This is a genomic window from Pseudomonas sp. Pseusp11, from assembly GCF_047304405.1.
In the GTDB taxonomy this organism is placed as follows: Bacteria; Pseudomonadota; Gammaproteobacteria; order Pseudomonadales; family Pseudomonadaceae; genus Aquipseudomonas.
Genome location: NZ_JBGLZF010000046.1, coordinates 24,372 through 43,484 on the forward strand (window position 1 = coordinate 24,372; position 19,113 = coordinate 43,484).

The following is a 19,113-nucleotide window of genomic DNA, read 5'->3' on the forward strand; positions in this document are numbered from 1 at the left end:
ACCCCATACCCCGCTTGCGCGGCCACCTCCTGCTCACTAACGTAGCGCCTTTGTCGCGTCACTACCCCCGCAGGAGCTTTGCCATGGCCTCGCCAGCCCTTACACATTTTCTTCCCCGGTTCGGCGTTGCCGCAGCAGTGGCCGGTGTTTTGAGCCTGACCGGTTGTCAGACCTGGAACGCCCAGGACACCCTCCCGCCCACCTCTGGCGTGCAAGCGCTGAAAGGCCTGGCGCAAAACGTTTCGGTCCGCCGCAATGCCATGGGCATGCCGCTGATCGAGAGCAACAGCTTCCACGATGCGCTGTTCACCCTCGGCTACGTGCACGCCAGCGACCGCATCAGCCAAATGGTCACTCTGCGCCTGCTGGCCCAGGGCCGTCTGGCGGAGATGTCCGGCGCGGACCTGCTCGATGCCGACCGCTACATGCGTGCGGTCAACCTGAAGAAAAGCGCGGATGAGCTGTATAAGGCCTCGTCGCCACGCCTCAAGCGTTTCTTCGAAGTCTATGCCCGCGGGGTCAACGCCTACCTGTTCCGCTACCGCGACAAGCTGCCGGCGGACCTCGCGGCCACCGGCTACAAGCCTGAGTACTGGAAACCGGAAGATTCGGCGCTGATGTTCTGCCTGCTGAACTTCAGCCAGTCGGCGAACCTGCCGGAAGAAATTTCCTCGCTGATGCTGGCCCAGACCGTCAGCACCGACAAACTGGCGTGGCTGACCCCGTCCGCTCCCGACGAAAAACTGCCGGTGGCCGAAGCTGAAAAACTTCAGGGAATCAAACTCACCGGGCAAATCCCGGGGCTGAGCGAAATCAGCAAAGCCACTGGTCAACTGTCGGATCTGAATCTGCTGGGCGCTACCTCCTCGAACAACTGGGCGATCGCCCCGCAACGCAGCCGCAGCGGTAAGAGCCTGCTGGCCAGCGACAGCCATGGACCGCTGGGCGTCCCTTCGTTGTTCAGTTACGTGCAGATTCGCGCACCGAAATACCAGGCCTCCGGCGTAACCATTGCCGGGTTACCGATGGTGCTCGCTGGTTTCAACGGCAAAGTGGCGTGGAGCATGACCACGGTCATGGGCGACAACCAAGACGTGTTCCTGGAAAAAATCAAACGCCAGGGCAATGGCCTTTCCTACGAAGTGGGCGGCAAATGGCAGCCGGCGATCGTGCGCAACGAAACCTATTTCGTCAAAGGCCAGCGACCGATTCGCGAAGCGGTGTACGAAACTCGCCATGGGCCACTGCTCAACAGCGCCCAGGGCACGGCACTGGCGAATGGTTTCGGCCTGGCCCTGCAGGCGCCGGACTTCACCGACGACAAAACCCTGGATGCGTTTTTCGACCTGTCCCGGGCACAAAGCACCGAGAGAGCATCGGACGCCAGCCGTGAAATCCGCGCCATCGCCCTGAATCTGGTGTTTGCCGATGCCAGCAATATCGGCTGGCAAGTCACCGGTCGCTACCCGAATCGTCGCGAAGGCGAAGGCTTGCTGCCGTCGCCGGGCTGGGAAGGTCGCTACGACTGGGACGGTTACGCCGACCCGATGCTCCATCCGTATGATCAGGACCCGGCGCAGGGCTGGCTCGGCACCGCCAACCAGCGGGTCATTCCCCATGGCTACGGCATGCAGCTGTCCAATTCCTGGGCGGCACCGGAGCGTGGCGAACGCATGGCCGAACTGGCGGGCGTGGGCAAACACGACACCCGCAGCCTGATCGCCATGCAATACGATCAGACCACCACTTTCGCCGCCAAACTGAAGAAGATGTTTGAAGCGCCGGGCATGTCCCAGCCGCTCAAACAGGCCATCGAAGCGTTGCCGGCGGCCGATCGCGGCAAGGCTCGCGAGGCGTATACCCGCTTGATGGCTTTCGACGGCAAACTCAGCCCGACCTCCGCCGACGCGGCGATTTACGAGTTGTTCCTGCAGGAAAGCACCAAACAGATTTTCCTCGACGAACTGGGCCCGGAAAGCAGCCCGGCGTGGAAAGCCTTTATCGCCAACGGCAAATTATCCTACGCGGCTCAGGCCGATCACCTGCTTGGACGTGAGGACAGTCCGTTCTGGGATGACGTGCACACTGCGCAGAAAGAAGACAAACCGGCGATCCTCGCTCGTAGCCTCGCGGCCGCGATCAGCGCGGGTGACAGTCAGTTGGGCGGTGATCACAAAGCCTGGCAGTGGGGCAAACTGCACCGCTACGAGTGGAAAAACGCCAGCGGCCAGACCGTGCGCGGCCCGCTGGCGGCCGGCGGCGATCACACCACGCTCAACACCGCCTCGTTCGCCTGGGGTCAGGACTTCAACACCACGCAGGCCCCGGCCATGCGCTTTATTGTCGATTTCGGCCAGGCCGAACCGCTGATGGGTCAGAACGCTACTGGCCAATCCGGCAACCCGGCCAGCCCGCACTATCTCGACAGCGTCGATCCATGGCTCAAGGGTCAATACATGAGCTTGCCGATGCAGCCGCAGAACTTTGACAAGGTGTATGGCAAGACGCGGTTGACGCTGACGCCTGGCAAGTAACAAAGATCGCAGCCTGCGGCAGCGCCTACAGGGGATTCGCCCCCATCTGTAAGCGCTGCCGCAGGCTGCGATCTTTTGTTTTTAATCTCTGTAAAAATAAATAGAACTTCTCGTTTCGGGCAAACCTCCTAGCTAACAGGCCTCTCCATTCTGGTAACAATATGGACCTTGTTATCGCACGTCCTGAAGGTTTGTACTGCCCGCCCGGGGATTTCTATATCGACCCGTGGCGCCCCGTCGAGCGTTCAGTCATCACCCACGCTCATAGCGACCATGCTCGCCGTGGCAATCAACACTATCTGGCGGCGGCCCCGGGTGCGGGCATTCTGCGCGCGCAGCTGGGCCAGCGCATCAACCTGCAAACGCTGCCCTATGGCGAGCAATTGCTGCACCATGGCGTAAAACTGAGTTTTCACCCCGCAGGCCACATGCTCGGCTCAGCCCAGGTGCGGCTGGAATGCGGCGGTGAGGTCTGGGTCGCCTCCGGTGATTACAAAACAGAGCCCGACGGCACCTGTACACCGTTCGAACCGGTGCGCTGTCACACCTTCATCACAGAATCGACGTTCGGCCTGCCGATTTACCGCTGGCAACCCCAGGCGCAGATCCTTGCCGAGATCAATCAGTGGTGGCGGGCCAACGCCGCAGTCGATAAAACCAGCGTGCTGCTCTGCCATGCCTTCGGCAAGGCTCAGCGGATTCTTCATGGCCTCGATACCAGCCTGGGTCCGATCCTGGTGCATGGCGCGGTTGAACCGATCAATCAGTTTTATCGTCAGAGCGGCATTCATTTACCGCCAACGATTTATGCCAGCGAAGTAAAAAAGCAGGATCCGATGATGCGCAAAGCTCTGGTCCTCGCGCCGCCTGCAACGGGTACCAGCAATTGGGTACGGCGCTTCGGCGACTACAGCGATGCCCTCGCCAGCGGTTGGATGCGTTTGCGCGGCACGCAGCGGCGGCATGGCGTGGATCGTGGTTTCGTGCTGTCCGATCACGCCGATTGGCCCGGCCTGCTCTGGGCCATCGAACAGTCCGGAGCCGAGCAGGTGAAGGTCACCCATGGATCGATCGGAGTGCTGGTGCGGCATCTGCGTGAACAGGGCCTCGATGCCATGGGATTGCGCACCGAATACGGCGACGATGAGAACAATGCAGCCTTCGAACCCGAGAGCGCCGAGGTGCAGGCATGAAAGCCTTCGCCGAGCTGTATGCCGAACTCGATGCCACCACCTCAAGCAACGCCAAACTGGCGGCGATGCAGCATTACTTCGCCCAGGCCACGCCCGAAGATGCCGCCTGGGCGGTGTATTTGCTGGCCGGCGGGAGGTCTCGGCAATGGGTGCCGGTACGGGTGCTGCGCGACATGGCAATCGCGTGTTCCGGGCTCTCGCCCTGGTTGTTCGAGGAAAGCTACCAGGCGGTGGGTGATCTGGCGGAAACCATTTCGCTGGTGCTGCCCGAAACGCCTCACACGTCTACCGACAGACTGACGGTGTGGATTGAAGACAAACTGTTGCCGCTGCGTAGCGCGCCCCCGCGGGTCCTCGCCGAACGCCTGCCCGCGCTGTGGGCGCAACTGGATCGCCAGGGCCTGATGCTGTGCATCAAACTGATCACCGGCAGTTTCCGTGTCGGTGTCTCCAAATCGCTGGTCACCCGCGCCGTGGCAGCTATGGCCGGGCTCGACGGCAAACACGTGGCCCAGCGGCTGGTGGGTTACACCGCCCCGTCGCACCGCCCGAACGCCGCCAGTTACCTGAAGCTGATTGCCCCCGAAGCACCCGATGAACACGCCCAACGGGATGGCCAGCCCTACCCGTTTTTCCTTGCCCATGCGTTGTCGCAACCGGTTGAGCAGTTCGAAGTCCTGCTCGGCCCGGCCGGCCAATGGCAAGCGGAGTGGAAATGGGACGGCATCCGCGCCCAGGTGGTCAAGCGCGATGGGTGCTTGTGGGTCTGGTCGCGAGGCGAAGAACTGGTAACCGAACGGTTCCCCGAACTGGGCAGCCTGGTTCACGACTTGCCCGACGGCACGGTGCTCGACGGTGAAATCGTCGCCTGGAAAACCGCGCCCTCGGGCTCTGGGAACGCTTCTGACCGGCAATCGCCAACATCGCTGGCGGTGGCGCCTTTCGCCCTGCTACAAAAACGCAGCAGCCGTAACACGCTGGACAAGAAAATCCTCCATGAGGTGCCCGTGGTCCTCCAGGCCTTTGACCTGCTGGAATGGCAGGGCCAGGATTTGCGCAACCAGACTCAGGCCGTGCGCCGCGCTCAGTTGGAACACCTCGTCACCGCCTGCGCAAACCCGGTGTTACGTGCCTCGCCCATGTTGATCGGCGAAGACTGGTTCGACCTCGCCCGCCAACGAGAAGCGTCTCGCAAACTGGGGGTCGAAGGCATGATGCTCAAGGCCCGCGATGCGCAGTATGGCGTCGGGCGGAATAAAGACACGGGCGTGTGGTGGAAATGGAAAGTCGACCCGTTCAGTGTCGATGCAGTGCTGATCCATGCCCAGCAGGGTCATGGCCGCCAGGCCAGTCTCTACACTGATTACACTTTCGCCGTGTGGGACGGCCCACCCTATGCCCGCGAGCGGACACTGGTGCCTTTCGCCAAGGCCTACTCCGGGTTGACCAACGAAGAAATCCGCCAGATCGACAGCATCGTACGCAAGACCACGGTTGAAAAATCCGGACCGGTGATCCGTGTGCAACCGAGCCTGGTGTTTGAGCTGGGATTCGAGAGCATTGCCCCGTCGAAACGACACCCGAGCGGGATTGCGGTGCGGTTTCCGCGGATATTGCGCTGGCGGCAGGACAAGTCGGTGGAAGAAGCTGACAGCCTGGCGACGTTGCAGGATTTACTGGCTTGACCCGACTCTTGTGGCCCTGCCTTTGTAGCAGCTGGCGAAGCCTGCGTTCGGCTGCGCAGCAGTCGTGAATCCAGCTGATGCAGTCCGCCTGACTCACCGCAAGTTCTGATTTTTCGACTGCAGCGCAGCCGAACGCAGCCTCGCAGGCTCGACAGCTGCTACATAAATAGCATCAAGATTTAACGGGTATCAGCTCCCTGCGCACCATCCAGACGCAAGAATCTGGCAATGCCCGTTTTCGTGCACAAATCGAACTTTGCCATTTCTTGTATCACCTTTTAAAACGCTTGTTCGGGACTCTGGTTCGGAAATTGCTACTTTTAATAGGTCTTACGCTTTTCAGTAACAGTACTTCTGCGCCACAAGCGCTCATATTGGTTCTTAGGGATTGAATAATGAAAAAAGCATTGCTGACCCTTTCTGCACTGGCGTTGTGCATGGCTGCCGGCTCCGCGCTGGCAAAGGAATACAAAGAATTGCGTTTTGGCGTTGACCCTTCCTACGCGCCGTTCGAGTCCAAAGCAGCCGACGGCAGCCTGGTGGGCTTCGACATCGACCTGGGCAATGCAATCTGTGCCGAGCTGAAGGTCAAGTGCAAATGGGTCGAAAGCGATTTCGACGGCATGATTCCGGGCCTCAAAGCCAATAAATTCGACGGTGTGATCTCTTCGATGACCGTTACTCCTGCCCGCGAAAAAGTCATCGACTTCTCCAGCGAGCTGTTCTCCGGCCCTACCGCCTACGTGTTCAAGAAAGGCTCCGGCCTGAGCGCAGACGTCGCCTCATTGAAGGGCAAAACCGTCGGTTATGAGCAAGGCACCATTCAGGAAGCCTATGCCAAAGCCGTGCTGGACAAGGCCGGCGTGAAAACCCAGGCCTACGCCAACCAGGATCAGGTGTATTCCGACCTGACTTCCGGTCGTCTCGACGCCGCGATCCAGGACATGCTGCAAGCTGAACTTGGCTTCATCAAATCGCCAAAAGGCGCCGATTACGAAGTCAGCAAGCCCGTCGACAGCGAATTGCTGCCGGCCAAAACAGCAGTCGGTATCTCGAAAGGTAACAAAGAGCTGAAAGCACTTCTGGATAAAGGTATCAAAGCGTTACACGACGATGGCACCTACGCCACCATTCAGAAGAAACACTTTGGCGATCTGAATCTGTACAGCGGCAAATAATGCCCGGCGCCCATCTCGCGGTGGGCGCTTTTTTCATCCGATCAGGTTGCTGATTTATGTTCGAAAACCTATTACAACACTTGGGGCTCTCTGCCTTCAGCCTTCAGGGTTTCGGTCCGTTGCTGATGGAAGGCACCTGGATGACCATCAAATTATCGGTGATGTCGCTGTTGGTGGCCGTGTTGCTCGGCCTGCTGGGCGCCAGTGCCAAGCTGTCAAAAGTCAAACTGCTGCGGATACCGGCCCAGTGCTACACCACGCTGATTCGCGGGGTACCGGACCTGGTGCTGATGCTGCTGATCTTCTACAGCCTGCAAACCTGGCTGACCTCGTTTACCGACTTCATGGAATGGGAATACATCGAGATCAACCCATTCAGCGCCGGGGTCATCACCCTGGGCTTCATTTATGGCGCGTACTTCACCGAAACGTTCCGCGGGGCGATCCTTGCCGTGCCACGGGGCCAGGTCGAAGCCGCCACCGCCTATGGCCTCAAACGCGGCCAGCGTTTTCGATTCGTGGTGTTCCCGCAAATGATGCGCTTCGCCCTGCCGGGCATCGGCAACAATTGGATGGTGATGCTCAAGGCCACCGCGCTGGTCTCGATCATCGGCCTCGCCGACTTGGTCAAGGCTGCGCAGGATGCCGGTAAAAGCACCTATCAACTGTTCTACTTCCTGGTGCTGGCCGCATTGATCTACTTGCTGATCACCAGTGCCTCCAACGTTGTCCTGCGCTGGCTCGAACGTCGCTACGCCGCCGGTGCCCGGGAGGCAGTACGATGATCGAACTCTTGCAGGAATACTGGAAACCCTTCCTTTATACCGACGGCTACAACATCACCGGCCTGGCCATGACCATGTGGCTGCTCAGTGCGTCGATCTGCATCGGTTTTCTGGTGTCGATCCCGCTGTCCATCGCCAGGGTTTCGTCCAGGTTCTACATCCGCTGGCCAGTGCAGTTTTACGTCTACCTGTTCCGGGGTACACCGCTCTACATCCAACTGCTGATTTGCTACACCGGCATCTACAGTCTGGCGGCCGTGCGTGCCCAGCCGGTTCTCGATGCGTTTTTTCGCGACGCGATGAACTGCACGATCCTGGCCTTCGCCCTGAACACCTGCGCCTACACCACGGAAATCTTCGCCGGGGCGATTCGCAGCCTGGCTCACGGTGAAGTCGAAGCGGCCAAGGCCTACGGTCTGTCAGGCTGGAAGCTCTATGCCTACGTGATCATGCCGTCGGCGCTGCGTCGCTCGTTGCCTTATTACAGCAACGAAGTGATCCTGATGCTGCACTCGACCACCGTGGCGTTCACCGCGACCATCCCGGATGTCCTGAAAGTTGCTCGCGACGCGAACTCTGCGACCTTTCTGACGTTCCAGTCGTTCGGCATCGCCGCGCTGATCTACCTGACCGTTACCTTTGCGCTGGTCGGCCTGTTCCGCCTCGCCGAACGCCGATGGCTGGCCTTCCTCGGGCCGACTCACTAGGACAATTCGTACATGCGCCACCAGATTCATGACCTGCTGGCCCCACTGCCGGGGACCGTGCGACAGATCCACAGCTTCCACTTCGGCCCCCGGGCGGCCAAAGGCAAGATCTACATCCAGTCCTCCCTGCATGCCGATGAATTGCCCGGCATGCTGGTGGCCTGGCACCTCAAACAGCGTCTGGCGGAGCTGGAAGCCGCCGGCCGGCTGCGCAGCGAAATCGTGCTGGTGCCCGTGGCCAACCCGGTCGGCCTGGAACAAGTATTGATGGACGTTCCACTGGGCCGTTACGAGCTGGAAAGCGGGCAGAACTTCAATCGCTGGTTCGTCGACTTGAGTGAAGAAGTCGGCAATGAGATCGAAGGCCTGCTGGGCGACGATCCACAACGCAACCTCGAACTGATCCGCAGCAGCCTGCGCGACGTATTGGCGCGCCAGACCGCTGCCACGCAACTGCAATCCCAACGCCTGACCCTGCAACGGCTGGCTTGCGATGCGGACATGGTGCTGGACCTGCATTGCGATTTCGAAGCCGTCGCGCACCTCTACACCACGCCCGAGGCCTGGCCTCAGGTCGAGCCTCTGGCGCGTTACATCGGTGCCGAAGCCAGCCTGCTGGCCACCGACTCTGGTGGCCAGTCGTTCGATGAATGCTTCACCCTGCTCTGGTGGCAGTTGAAAGAACGCTTCGGCGAGCATTTCGATATTCCGCCGGGCAGCTTTTCGGTCACCGTCGAGTTACGCGGCCAGGGCGACGTCAATCACCCGTTGGCCAGCCTCGATTGCCAAGCGCTGATCGATTATCTGATTCACTTCGGCGCGATTGCCGGTGAGCCGGCGCCCTTACCGGAACTGCCCTACCCGGCCACGCCGCTGGCCGGCGTCGAACCGGTCGCGACACCCGTGGGCGGACTGCTGGTGTTTACGGCCCTGCCCGGGGAATACCTGGAGGCCGGGCAACTGATCGCCGAAGTCATCGACCCGATCAATGATCGCGTCACCCCTGTTCATTGCACCGTTGCCGGGCTGATGTACGCCCGTTCGCTGCGGCGCATGGCCACTGCCGGCATGGTAATCGCCCACGTCGCGGGCACCGAAGCCTATCGCAGCGGCTACCTACTTTCGCCTTGAGGATGCATGCCCCATGTACAAACTGACCATCGAAGGCCTGCATAAAAGCTATGGCGATCATCAGGTGCTCAAAGGCGTTTCGCTCAAGGCCAAAACCGGCGACGTCATCAGCCTGATCGGCGCCAGCGGCTCGGGTAAAAGCACCTTTTTGCGCTGCATCAACTTTCTAGAGCAACCCAACGACGGCACCATGAGCCTGGACGGCCAGAACATCCGCATGGTCAAGGACCGTCACGGCATCCATGTGGCCGACCCGGATGAACTGCAACGAATCCGCACCCGCCTGGCCATGGTGTTCCAGCACTTCAACCTTTGGAGCCACATGACGGTGCTGGAAAACATCACCATGGCCCCGCGACGGGTGCTCGGTTGCACCAAGGCAGAAGCCGAGGACCGAGCCCGACGTTACCTCGACAAGGTTGGCCTGGCGGCGCGTGTGGCGGATCAGTACCCGGCGTTCCTGTCGGGCGGTCAGCAACAACGGGTAGCCATTGCCCGCGCGCTGGCCATGGAACCTGAAGTCATGCTGTTCGACGAACCAACCTCGGCACTCGACCCGGAACTGGTAGGCGAAGTACTAAGGGTAATTCAGGGCCTGGCCGAGGAAGGCCGGACCATGATCATGGTCACCCATGAAATGAGCTTCGCCCGCAAAGTGTCGAGCCAGGTGCTGTTCCTGCATCAGGGGCTGGTGGAAGAAGAAGGCGCGCCGGAAGACGTGCTGGGCAATCCGAAGAGTGAGCGGTTGAAGCAGTTCTTGAGCGGCAATCTCAAGTAAAACGCCACCTTCCCGTAGAAGCGAGCACCGCTCGCTCCCACAAAAGCGGGTATCACACCACGGGCGCGGGAGGTGGCTCATCCGGCAGGGTGGGCTCTCCAGGTTCTGTCGGATCTTCATTGGGGCTGTCGGGATCAGGCTGATGGGGGATGCCCCCTGCCATGCTGACTGGCGGATGCGCCAACAAGGACCAGGCCAGCACGCCAACCTGATTGGGCTCAAGCCTTGCCAGTTCGGCACTTATTCGCGGATCGATCTTCATGAAGCACTCCTGAGCGATGGCCCGATCCGCCTTGCGCGAATCGGAGCAGTACACCCCATAGAGTGTACGCCCGCCCAGGAATTCCAACGGTTTGTCAGACGGTTGACTCAGGTACGCGGCAGGGTCACGCCACGCTGGCCCTGATACTTGCCACCACGGTCCTTGTAGGACACTTCACATTCCTCGTCGGACTCGAGGAACAGCATCTGCGCCACGCCTTCGTTGGCATAGATCTTCGCCGGCAGGTTGGTGGTGTTCGAGAACTCCAGGGTCACATGGCCTTCCCACTCGGGCTCGAGCGGGGTCACGTTGACGATGATGCCGCAGCGGGCGTAGGTGCTCTTGCCCAGACAGATGGTCAATACGTTGCGCGGAATGCGGAAGTATTCGACGGTACTGGCCAGGGCGAAGGAGTTTGGCGGGATGATGCACACGTCGCTGTGGATGTCGACGAAGCTGCCAGCGTCGAAGTTTTTCGGATCGACGATGGCCGAATTGATGTTGGTGAACACCTTGAAATGATTGGTGCAACGCACATCGTAGCCGTAGCTCGACACACCATAGGAGATCACACGACTGTCGTCACTGCCGCGCACCTGACGCTCCACGAAGGGCTCGATCATGCCGTGCTCTTGCGCCATGCGGCGAATCCACTTGTCCGATTTGATGCTCATGGCGGGAGTCCTGAATAGCGAGGTGGAAAAATTCTGTCCGGCATCTTACCGGGCAGTCGCTCGGGTTCAAAGTCCGGGAGACAATTCTCGCCGTTTCCCCGTGAATTCCGGGGCCTCACCGCCATGTTATTAACCGTCAGTCATTAAAAAAGAGAAACCTTCGCAAGAACCATTGGCACGTTCCGGAAAAAGGGTTAAGGTGGCGCCACTGTGCTGCTTGTGTCACTGAGAATCTCTACACGATATGTTGAATTTCGATCCAACCATCTACAAGAATTTTTCCTGCTCTTTGCACTCAGTCTCGGCCAGGGTTCTTCCTGAGTCGCAGTTATCTTTGTTCAAGGAGTTACACCATGTCTAATCGCCAAACCGGTACCGTTAAGTGGTTCAACGATGAAAAAGGCTTCGGCTTCATCACTCCACAATCCGGTGACGACCTGTTCGTTCACTTCAAAGCTATCCAATCCGACGGCTTCAAAAGCCTGAAAGAAGGCCAACAGGTTTCTTTCATCGCTACCCGCGGTCAGAAAGGCATGCAAGCTGAAGAAGTTCAAGTTATCTAACTTGTACTTGCTTTAGTAAAAGGCCCCGCCCTTAAAAGCGGGGCTTTTTTGTGCCTGTGTGTTTTGTGTGGCAACAAAAAATCGCAGCCTTCGGCGGCGCCCACAAGTGCGGAGCTGCCAAAGACTGCGATCTTTTGATCTTCCAGCGTGTTACCAGGCCACGCCAAACCCTGCGGTATATCGGGTCTTGTTCAGGTCCGCATTGTCAGTACCACTGATGATGTCTTTCTCGGCCTTCAGGTCCAGCGACGCCCAGTCGGTGACTTTGTAGCGCAGGCCGGCCTCAGTATCGAGTGCGTAATCGGCGACACCCGACAGTGGCTTGCCCACTTCGCCTTTGGTGAAGAACTCGACCTTCTTGCCAATCAGGTAGCGGTTGTAGTCCCACTTCACGGCCAGGGAATAGAAGTTTTGCTTTCCGCCATCGGAAAATTCGTAGTCCGTACGGTTGAGGAGCGAGCCCAGGGAGAAGGCACCCAGTTCGTCATCCCAGAATTGATAACCAGGGCCGGTACCGACGGTGCGCTGACGGGAGAGCTCTTCGACCTTGTCGCGCTTGTAATTCAAACGCCCCTGCCAGAACCACTTCTCGGTGAGGAAGCGGTCGAGAGAATACTCGGCACGCCAGTTATCAGTGGTAACCACGTCATCCTGAAACTCGCGGTTGTACTCACCTTCCGCCGTATGACGCCACCGACCGTGACGCGCGGTGGTTTTGAAGCCGACGTCGTAATCATCGGTATCTTTTTCTGCACGCTGATAATCCAGCGCCAGGTCGACGTTACCTTTAAACACCAAATCCTCGACCACCGGTTTGGGCTTGAGGATCTGCTGAATACTGGCCAGTTCCACGGTCTTGGGCGTCTCGCCATTGGCCAGCGTGACCTTGCCGTCCTCTGCCGCGTGCAGCGACTTGGCCTTTTCGCCGGTGTAGGCATCCTGCTTGACCAGCAATTGCTGATCGCTTTCCAGGGTTTTGACCTCTTTCCAGTCAATCGGGACCGCACCGGCATACGCGGTCTGGATCAACAGCTTGCCGCCATCGAAGAGGGTGATCTTGCCGCTCAGCTTGTCACCGTTCTTCAACCAGACCGTATCGGCGAGCAAGGGAGTGGAAGCACTGACGACAGCGAGGCACAGCAAGGTTCTGGACAACATAAGCGAATCAAAGGCTCAACTTTGCGAAAAAAAGTCGGCATTATTCTTGGAAATAAGGCCCTGGCAAGGACTGACCCGACTATTTCTATTGAGTTCATTTCTCAACTGACAATCAAGGATTTACTCTACAGACGGTCAATGCGCATTTTTTTCAGGAACCCCGGACGTGACCGACTCAACTGCTGAAACCGAAAGCGCGGCGCAAATCCGACGCACGGCGCTCTACTTGACCCTGGCACAAGTACCCGAGGGCAAAGTCGTGAGTTACGGTCAGCTCGCCGAGCTGGCGGGACTGGGTCGCGCCGCCCGCTGGGTCGGGCGAACATTGAGCCAACTGCCCGGTGACACTAAATTGCCCTGGCATCGTGTGCTGGGTGCCGGTGGTCGGATCAGTCTGCCCGCAGGCAGCCCTTCGGGAGATGAACAGCGGGCCCGATTGCGCATGGAAGGCATCAGTGTTCTGAACAATCGTGTGGATATTCAGCGCCATGGCTGGCGCCCGGTAGAGCACAGCGGTTAGAGTGCGCGCTTTGTTTCCGTAATTCTTGAGGCAGACTCCAGCCCATGCCCCGTAAAACCTGGCGCGCCGCGCTCGCCGCCTATGCCAGCCCCTCGACGCTCGTGCTGTTGCTGCTTGGTTTCGCCGCCGGCCTGCCCTACATGCTGGTGTTTTCGACGCTTTCAGTCTGGCTGCGCGAGGCCGGTGTTGCCCGCGAAACCATCGGCTATGCAAGCCTGATCGGCCTGGCCTACGCCTTTAAATGGGTCTGGTCCCCGCTGCTCGACCAATGGCGCCTGCCCCTGCTCGGCAAACTTGGCCGACGACGCTCCTGGCTGGTGCTGGCCCAGGCACTGGTGATCCTCGGCCTGATCGGCATGGGTTTCTGCGACCCGCAAAAACACCTGTCCTGGCTGATCGCCATCGCGGTGGTAGTCGCCTTTGCTTCGGCAACGCAAGACATCGCCATCGACGCCTATCGCCTGGAAATCGTCGACGATACCCGCCAGGCTGCACTGGCGGCCAGCTACATGGCCGGTTATCGGGTCGCGGCCCTGCTGGCAACGGCGGGCGCGCTGTTTTTTGCCGAAGGCTTCGGCTCCACCGGTTTCAACTACAAACATGCGGCGTGGACTGGCACCTATCTGCTGTTCGGCGTCTTGATGATCCCGGCGCTACTGACCTCCCTCTTCATGCGCGAACCGCCGGTGCCACTGCGCACTCAGCTTCAGGCCGGACGCTACAGCTTCGTGCACCAGCTGGCGTCGGTGTTCGTGCTGATCGTGCTGCTGGTGTCCGTACCGGCCATGTTCACCCAGTTCTACAACACTGACTTCGCCAGCGTACTGTTCAACGGCGTCAGCCTGCTCGACCTGTTGCTCGAAGACCGCGCATTCCTGCGGGCAATCCTCTATACCACGCTCACCGCCCTGTGCTTGTCGGCCATGGGCCGCCGTGGCCTGGCGCCGGTGCTGACACCGGTCAACGACTTCATTCTGCGTTACCGCTGGCAAGCCCTGTTGCTGCTCGGGCTGATCGCCACCTACCGGATGTCCGACACGGTCATGGGTGTGATGGCCAACGTGTTCTACATCGACCAAGGGTTCACCAAGGATCAGATCGCCAGCGTCAGCAAGATTTTCGGCCTGATCATGACGCTGGTCGGCGCCGGCATGGGCGGCCTGCTCATCGTGCGCTTCGGCATTCTGCCCATTCTGTTCATCGGCGGTGCCGCATCGGCGGCCACTAACCTGCTGTTCCTGATGCTCACGGACATGGGCGCCAATCTGCAGATGCTGATCGTCACCATTTCCCTGGACAACTTCAGCTCGGGCCTGGCGACTTCGGCGTTCGTCGCTTACCTGTCGAGCCTGACCAACCTCAAATTCTCCGCGACCCAGTACGCCCTGCTCAGCTCGATCATGCTCTTGTTGCCGCGCCTGATCGGCGGCTATTCAGGGGTCATGGTGGAAAAATTCGGCTACCACAACTTCTTCCTGATCACTGCCCTGCTGGGCGTTCCGACGCTGCTGTTGATCGCCTTGCACTGGTTCCAGGAAAACCGCCGTGCCGGTCCGACCCCGACGCCTGAACCGGCTCAGACCCCGGTCACGGAAGAATCGCAGCCTCTTTGATACAGGTCGCAGAGGGCGAGCAGATTCTCGCCCTCCAGCCACACAGCCGGCCGCACGCCTGTACGCCAGCAGATCTCGCCCGTACAATGCCCCATTACTTCTCGTTATCAGCAACCGACAACGGCCAACCATGCGCACCAGTCAATTTTTGCTCGCCACACAGAAAGAAACGCCTTCCGACGCGGTCGTCATCAGCCATCAGCTGATGCTGCGCGCCGGCATGATCCGCAAACTCGCCTCGGGCCTGTACACCTGGCTGCCGATGGGCTTGCGAGTGATGCGCAAGGTCGAAGCCATCGTGCGTGAAGAAATGAACGCCGCCGGTTCTCTCGAAGTGTTGATGCCGAGCACTCAACCGGCTGAGCTGTGGCAGGAATCGGGTCGCTGGGAAGAATACGGCCCTGAATTGCTGCGCTTCAAGGATCGCCACGGTCGCGACTTCTGCGCCGGCCCGACTCACGAAGAGGTCATCACCGACCTGATGCGCAACGAGTTGAGCAGCTACAAACAGCTGCCGATCAACCTGTATCAGATCCAGACCAAATTCCGTGACGAAATCCGCCCACGCTTCGGTTTGATGCGTGGCCGCGAATTCATCATGAAGGACGCCTACTCGTTCCACGCCGACCAGGCATCGCTGCAGGTCACCTACGACCGCATGCACCAGGCGTACTGCAACGTGTTCACCCGCCTGGGCCTGAAATTCCGTCCGGTTGAAGCCGACAACGGCTCCATCGGTGGCGCCGGTTCCCACGAGTTCCACGTGCTGGCTGAATCCGGCGAAGACGACATCGTCTTCAGCAACGGTTCCGACTACGCCGCGAACATCGAGAAAGCCGAAGCCGTACCGCGGGAAACCTCTCGTCCGCTGCCTGCCGAAGAGCTGCGCCTGGTCGACACGCCGAACGCCAAGACCATTGCGCAGCTGGTCGAAGGCTTCGACCTGCCGATCGAAAAAACCATCAAGACCCTGGTGGTGCACGCTGAAGAGAAAGGCAAGCTGATTGCCCTGATCATCCGTGGCGACCACGAACTGAATGAAATCAAGGCCGCCAACCAGCCTGGCGTTGCCAGCCCGCTGGTCATGGCTTCCGAAGCCGAACTGCGCGACGCCATTGGCGCCGGCGCCGGTTCCCTCGGCCCGCTGAACCTGCCGCTGCCGATCATCATCGACCGTTCCGTCGAGCTGATGAGCGACTTCGGCATTGGTGCCAACATCGACGACAAGCACTACTTTGGCGTGAACTGGGAGCGCGATCTGCCGGTTCCGACCGTTGCCGACCTGCGCAACGTTGTCGCTGGCGACCCGAGCCCTGACGGCAAAGGCACCCTGGAAATCAAGCGCGGCATCGAAGTCGGGCACATCTTCCAGCTGGGCAACAAGTACAGCAAAGCGATGAAGTGCGAAGTGCTGGGCGAGAACGGCAAACCGGTGACCCTGGAAATGGGCTGCTACGGCATTGGCGTATCCCGCGTGGTGGCCGCCGCCATCGAACAGAACAACGACGAGAACGGGATCATCTGGAGCGACGCTCTGGCCCCGTTCCAGGTTGCTCTGGTGCCGCTGCGCTACGAAACCGAACAGGTTCGCGAAGCCACCGACAAGCTCTACGCAGAACTGACTGCTGCCGGCTTCGACGTGCTACTGGACGACCGCGACAAGAAAACCAGCCCGGGCATCAAGTTCGCGGACATGGAGCTGATCGGCATTCCACACCGGATCGTGGTCAGTGACCGCGGCCTCGCCGACGGCAATCTGGAATACAAGAGCCGTACCGAAGCCGAGGCGCAAGCGCTGCCGGTTGCTGACGTGCTGTCTTTCCTCCAGGCCCGTATCCGCCGCTGACACCAGATAGAGACGTCATGTTCAAGCGAAACACCTTAGGCCTCGGTGGTGCCGCCTTGTGCGGCACCCTGCTGGTCAGCGGCTGTGCCAATCACATGTCACAACGCAGCGAACACGAGGAGCGGGTCGAGCGTAAGTTGCTCGATCACAGCCTGCAGATCGATGTCGGCGAACCCAAAGTGCTGGAGCTGCCGCAACGCCGGGTGAAAATCCACGAGCAGAAGACCTTCGAAGTCACCGAATTCGAAGTCACACGCCACTATGACCGTTACACGCCTTACCAACCCTGGAGGGAGATCTATGAGATCCCGCTGGGAGCGGTTGCCGTGGTGGCCGGCGTCGGTGCGAACGTGGTCAACGTGTTCGCCCTCGGTAATCTGCCGGACAGCGTGACGAAGGATTGGCTCAGCTATGGTTTTGCCGGGCTCAACCCGTTCATGAACGTGCAGTCTCACGGTCGCGCGCAGCAGAACCTGGCGGGCATCGATGAAGTCCAGCGTGACAAGCGCACGGAATACTCGAGCCTGCCCTGGAGCGAGCGTCCGGTGCAGGTCAAGGCCGGCAAGGACACGTTCGAGCTGAACACCGACCGCAACGGTGTGTTGCGCCTGAACCTGCTGGACAGCCCGTTCGCCGAACATGACCTCAATCATCTGGGCAAGCTGCAGATCAGTGTCGAGGACAACAAGGACGATGTGCACACCGACTCGTCCCTGGCGATCAGCAACAACTTGCGCGGCAAGCTGCTCGAAGCCCATGAGCTGATTTACGACGACCTCGAAGACGACGAAGTGAGCCAGTGGGTGCACCGGGTCAAACGTCTGTCGGAACTGGGCCTGGAAGAAGAAGCCAGCGAACTGGAACAGAGCCTGATCGAACTGACCCGCAACGATCCCGAGTTGCAGGCTGAGTTCCTCAAGTCACTGACCAAGGATGCCGGGCGACTGGTGGCGGATCCGGGGGCGAATTAAGCCCCATTAAAAGATCGCAGCCTTCGGCGGCGCCCACAGGCGCGTAGGAGCTGCCGAAGGCTGCGATCTTTTGCTTTTAAATCTTACCGCTCAAACAACTCCAACTGCTCAAACCCGCCCCGCAAATCCTCCAGCCTCACCCCAATCCCCAACAACCGCACCGGTTTCCCGCCGCGATTGAAGGCCTGGGTCAGCAACAGCTGATAACTCCCCAGATCCCGCCCTGCCCCGGCCTGCTCCAACGTAGTCTGGGTAAAATCGTGGAATTTCACTTTGACGAACGGCTTGCCCGGACGATAACTGCTGTCGATCCGCGCCATGCGGCCATTCAGGGACTCCAGCAATTCGGGCAACTTATCCAGGCAACTCACCAGATCCGGCAGGTCCACGTCATAGGTGTTTTCAACGCTGATCGACTGCCGACGACTGTCGTTGTGCACCAACCGCTCATCGATCCCACGGGCCAGGCTCCAGAGTCGCTCGCCGAAGCTGCCGAATTCACGCACCAACGCCAATTTGTTCCACTCGCGTAATTGCGCGCAATCGACGATGCCGAGCTTGCCCAGTTTGTCAGCGGTCACTTTGCCAACACCGTGCAACTTGCTCACCGGCAAGCCGCTGACAAAGTCTTCCACCTGATCAGGCGTGATCACGAACAAGCCATTGGGCTTCTTCCAGTCGCTGGCGATCTTGGCAAGAAACTTGTTCGGCGCCACGCCGGCCGACACGGTGATGTGCAACTGATTGGACACCCGGCGACGAATGTCCTGGGCGATTCGCGTGGCGCTGCCGCCAAAATGCGCACTGTCCGACACGTCGAGATACGCCTCGTCCAGGGACAGCGGCTCGATCAGGTCGGTGTAATCGCGAAAGATCGTATGAATTTCCTTCGATGCTTCTCTATAGGCTTCCATGCGCGGCTTGACGATGGTCAGGTCCGGACACAGTTTCAAGGCATGTCCGGAAGACATGGCCGAGCGCACGCCATACGCCCGCGCTTCATAGTTACAGGTAGCAATCACCCCACGCCGATCCGCCGAGCCGCCCACCGCCAAAGGCTTACCAGCCAGGCGCGGGTCGTCACGCATCTCGATGGCGGCGTAGAAGCAGTCACAATCGACGTGGATGATTTTTCGCTGCGTCATATAAAAGCGGTGTTCATGGCGAAGAAATGAAGTATCGGCGTGTCGTACCGGCAGTATCTCACTGACACCTGTATATAGCACCAGTAGTCTGAATCTTCTTTTCAAGCGGTAGGAAAAGTACCGAAGGAATTTATTTTCTCAATCGAAAGCCACCTACCGATAGAGCCAAAAGCCTTGCTCTGCCTGCGTTTCAGCCCGATCCACACTCCCTGTTTTCACCTAAGCGATTGAACAGGAACAGATTTTACCGAGATTGAAGGTTGACAGCCCGGCGATCCTCTGTAGAATGCCGACACACAGACGCGGGATGGAGCAGTCTGGTAGCTCGTCGGGCTCATAACCCGAAGGTCGTCGGTTCAAATCCGGCTCC

Annotated in this window: 17 protein-coding genes; 13 read left to right on the top strand and 4 right to left on the bottom strand. The window is 59.5% G+C overall.

Translation table 11 applies throughout. The features are described from left to right. Window positions 1–83: 83 nt before the first annotated feature. The 8 genes from ACCC96_RS25920 (at window position 84) to ACCC96_RS25955 (ending at window position 9,991) form a co-directional block, all read left to right on the top strand. Window positions 84–2,534 (top strand): penicillin acylase family protein, encoded by a 2,451-nt coding sequence (locus ACCC96_RS25920; protein WP_413697296.1) that lies wholly within the window; start codon window positions 84–86, stop codon window positions 2,532–2,534. A 161-nt stretch (window positions 2,535–2,695) separates the two neighbouring features. After that, window positions 2,696–3,727, top strand: coding sequence for a ligase-associated DNA damage response exonuclease (locus ACCC96_RS25925; RefSeq protein WP_413697297.1), 1,032 nt, complete (start codon window positions 2,696–2,698; stop codon window positions 3,725–3,727). Beyond that, window positions 3,724–5,412, top strand: a complete 1,689-nt coding sequence (locus ACCC96_RS25930; protein ID WP_413697298.1) for an ATP-dependent DNA ligase — start codon at window positions 3,724–3,726, stop codon at window positions 5,410–5,412. The genes ACCC96_RS25925 and ACCC96_RS25930 overlap by 4 nt, the downstream gene beginning before the upstream one ends. 395 nt (window positions 5,413–5,807) lie before the next feature. Continuing rightward, a complete protein-coding gene (locus ACCC96_RS25935; protein WP_019580963.1) occupies window positions 5,808–6,590 on the top strand; it encodes a transporter substrate-binding domain-containing protein in 783 nt (260 codons plus the stop codon). A 56-nt stretch (window positions 6,591–6,646) separates the two neighbouring features. After that, window positions 6,647–7,375: an ABC transporter permease gene (locus ACCC96_RS25940; protein ID WP_019647866.1), complete on the top strand. Its 729-nt coding sequence runs from the start codon at window positions 6,647–6,649 to the stop codon at window positions 7,373–7,375. Next, complete coding sequence (locus tag ACCC96_RS25945; protein ID WP_258671012.1) at window positions 7,372–8,082, top strand: ABC transporter permease; 711 nt, start codon at window positions 7,372–7,374, stop codon at window positions 8,080–8,082. Before ACCC96_RS25940 ends, ACCC96_RS25945 begins: the two co-directional genes overlap by 4 nt. 12 nt (window positions 8,083–8,094) lie before the next feature. Further along, window positions 8,095–9,213 (top strand): succinylglutamate desuccinylase/aspartoacylase family protein, encoded by a 1,119-nt coding sequence (locus ACCC96_RS25950; RefSeq protein WP_413697299.1) that lies wholly within the window; start codon window positions 8,095–8,097, stop codon window positions 9,211–9,213. Window positions 9,214–9,226: 13 nt separating this feature from the next. Continuing rightward, the gene (locus tag ACCC96_RS25955; RefSeq protein WP_413697300.1) at window positions 9,227–9,991 is read left to right on the top strand and encodes an ABC transporter ATP-binding protein; all 765 of its coding nucleotides are present in this window, start codon (window positions 9,227–9,229) and stop codon (window positions 9,989–9,991) included. Between the two features lie 52 nt (window positions 9,992–10,043). Here the strand turns inward: ACCC96_RS25955 and ACCC96_RS25960 are convergent, their stop codons facing one another. Then, complete coding sequence (locus tag ACCC96_RS25960) at window positions 10,044–10,253, bottom strand: hypothetical protein (RefSeq protein WP_019647862.1); 210 nt, start codon at window positions 10,251–10,253, stop codon at window positions 10,044–10,046. 107 nt (window positions 10,254–10,360) lie between these two features. Next, window positions 10,361–10,927, bottom strand: a complete 567-nt coding sequence (gene dcd / locus ACCC96_RS25965) for a dCTP deaminase (RefSeq protein ID WP_007904652.1) — start codon at window positions 10,925–10,927, stop codon at window positions 10,361–10,363. 353 nt (window positions 10,928–11,280) lie between these two features. Here dcd and ACCC96_RS25970 point away from each other — a divergent pair, with 353 nt between their 5' ends. Then, window positions 11,281–11,490: a cold-shock protein gene (locus ACCC96_RS25970; RefSeq protein ID WP_002554837.1), complete on the top strand. Its 210-nt coding sequence runs from the start codon at window positions 11,281–11,283 to the stop codon at window positions 11,488–11,490. 150 nt (window positions 11,491–11,640) lie between these two features. Here ACCC96_RS25970 and ACCC96_RS25975 read toward each other — a convergent pair whose 3' ends face one another. Beyond that, complete coding sequence (locus ACCC96_RS25975) at window positions 11,641–12,648, bottom strand: DUF481 domain-containing protein (RefSeq protein WP_413697301.1); 1,008 nt, start codon at window positions 12,646–12,648, stop codon at window positions 11,641–11,643. Window positions 12,649–12,814: 166 nt separating this feature from the next. Here ACCC96_RS25975 and ACCC96_RS25980 point away from each other — a divergent pair, with 166 nt between their 5' ends. From ACCC96_RS25980 to ACCC96_RS25995, 4 genes are all read left to right on the top strand, one after another. Next, window positions 12,815–13,168: an MGMT family protein gene (locus ACCC96_RS25980; RefSeq protein WP_018926938.1), complete on the top strand. Its 354-nt coding sequence runs from the start codon at window positions 12,815–12,817 to the stop codon at window positions 13,166–13,168. A 44-nt stretch (window positions 13,169–13,212) separates the two neighbouring features. Next, window positions 13,213–14,781 (top strand): AmpG family muropeptide MFS transporter, encoded by a 1,569-nt coding sequence (locus ACCC96_RS25985; protein ID WP_019647860.1) that lies wholly within the window; start codon window positions 13,213–13,215, stop codon window positions 14,779–14,781. Window positions 14,782–14,911: 130 nt separating this feature from the next. Beyond that, complete coding sequence (locus ACCC96_RS25990) at window positions 14,912–16,627, top strand: proline--tRNA ligase (protein WP_019647859.1); 1,716 nt, start codon at window positions 14,912–14,914, stop codon at window positions 16,625–16,627. 17 nt (window positions 16,628–16,644) lie between these two features. Beyond that, window positions 16,645–17,598 carry a hypothetical protein gene (locus tag ACCC96_RS25995; RefSeq protein WP_019647858.1) on the top strand — a complete coding sequence of 318 codons (954 nt, stop codon included), beginning with the start codon at window positions 16,645–16,647 and terminating at the stop codon, window positions 17,596–17,598. 83 nt (window positions 17,599–17,681) lie between these two features. Here the strand turns inward: ACCC96_RS25995 and dinB are convergent, their stop codons facing one another. After that, entirely contained in the window at window positions 17,682–18,743 is a 1,062-nt protein-coding gene (gene dinB / locus ACCC96_RS26000) for a DNA polymerase IV (RefSeq protein WP_413697302.1), read from the bottom strand. Window positions 18,744–19,113 lie beyond the last annotated feature (370 nt).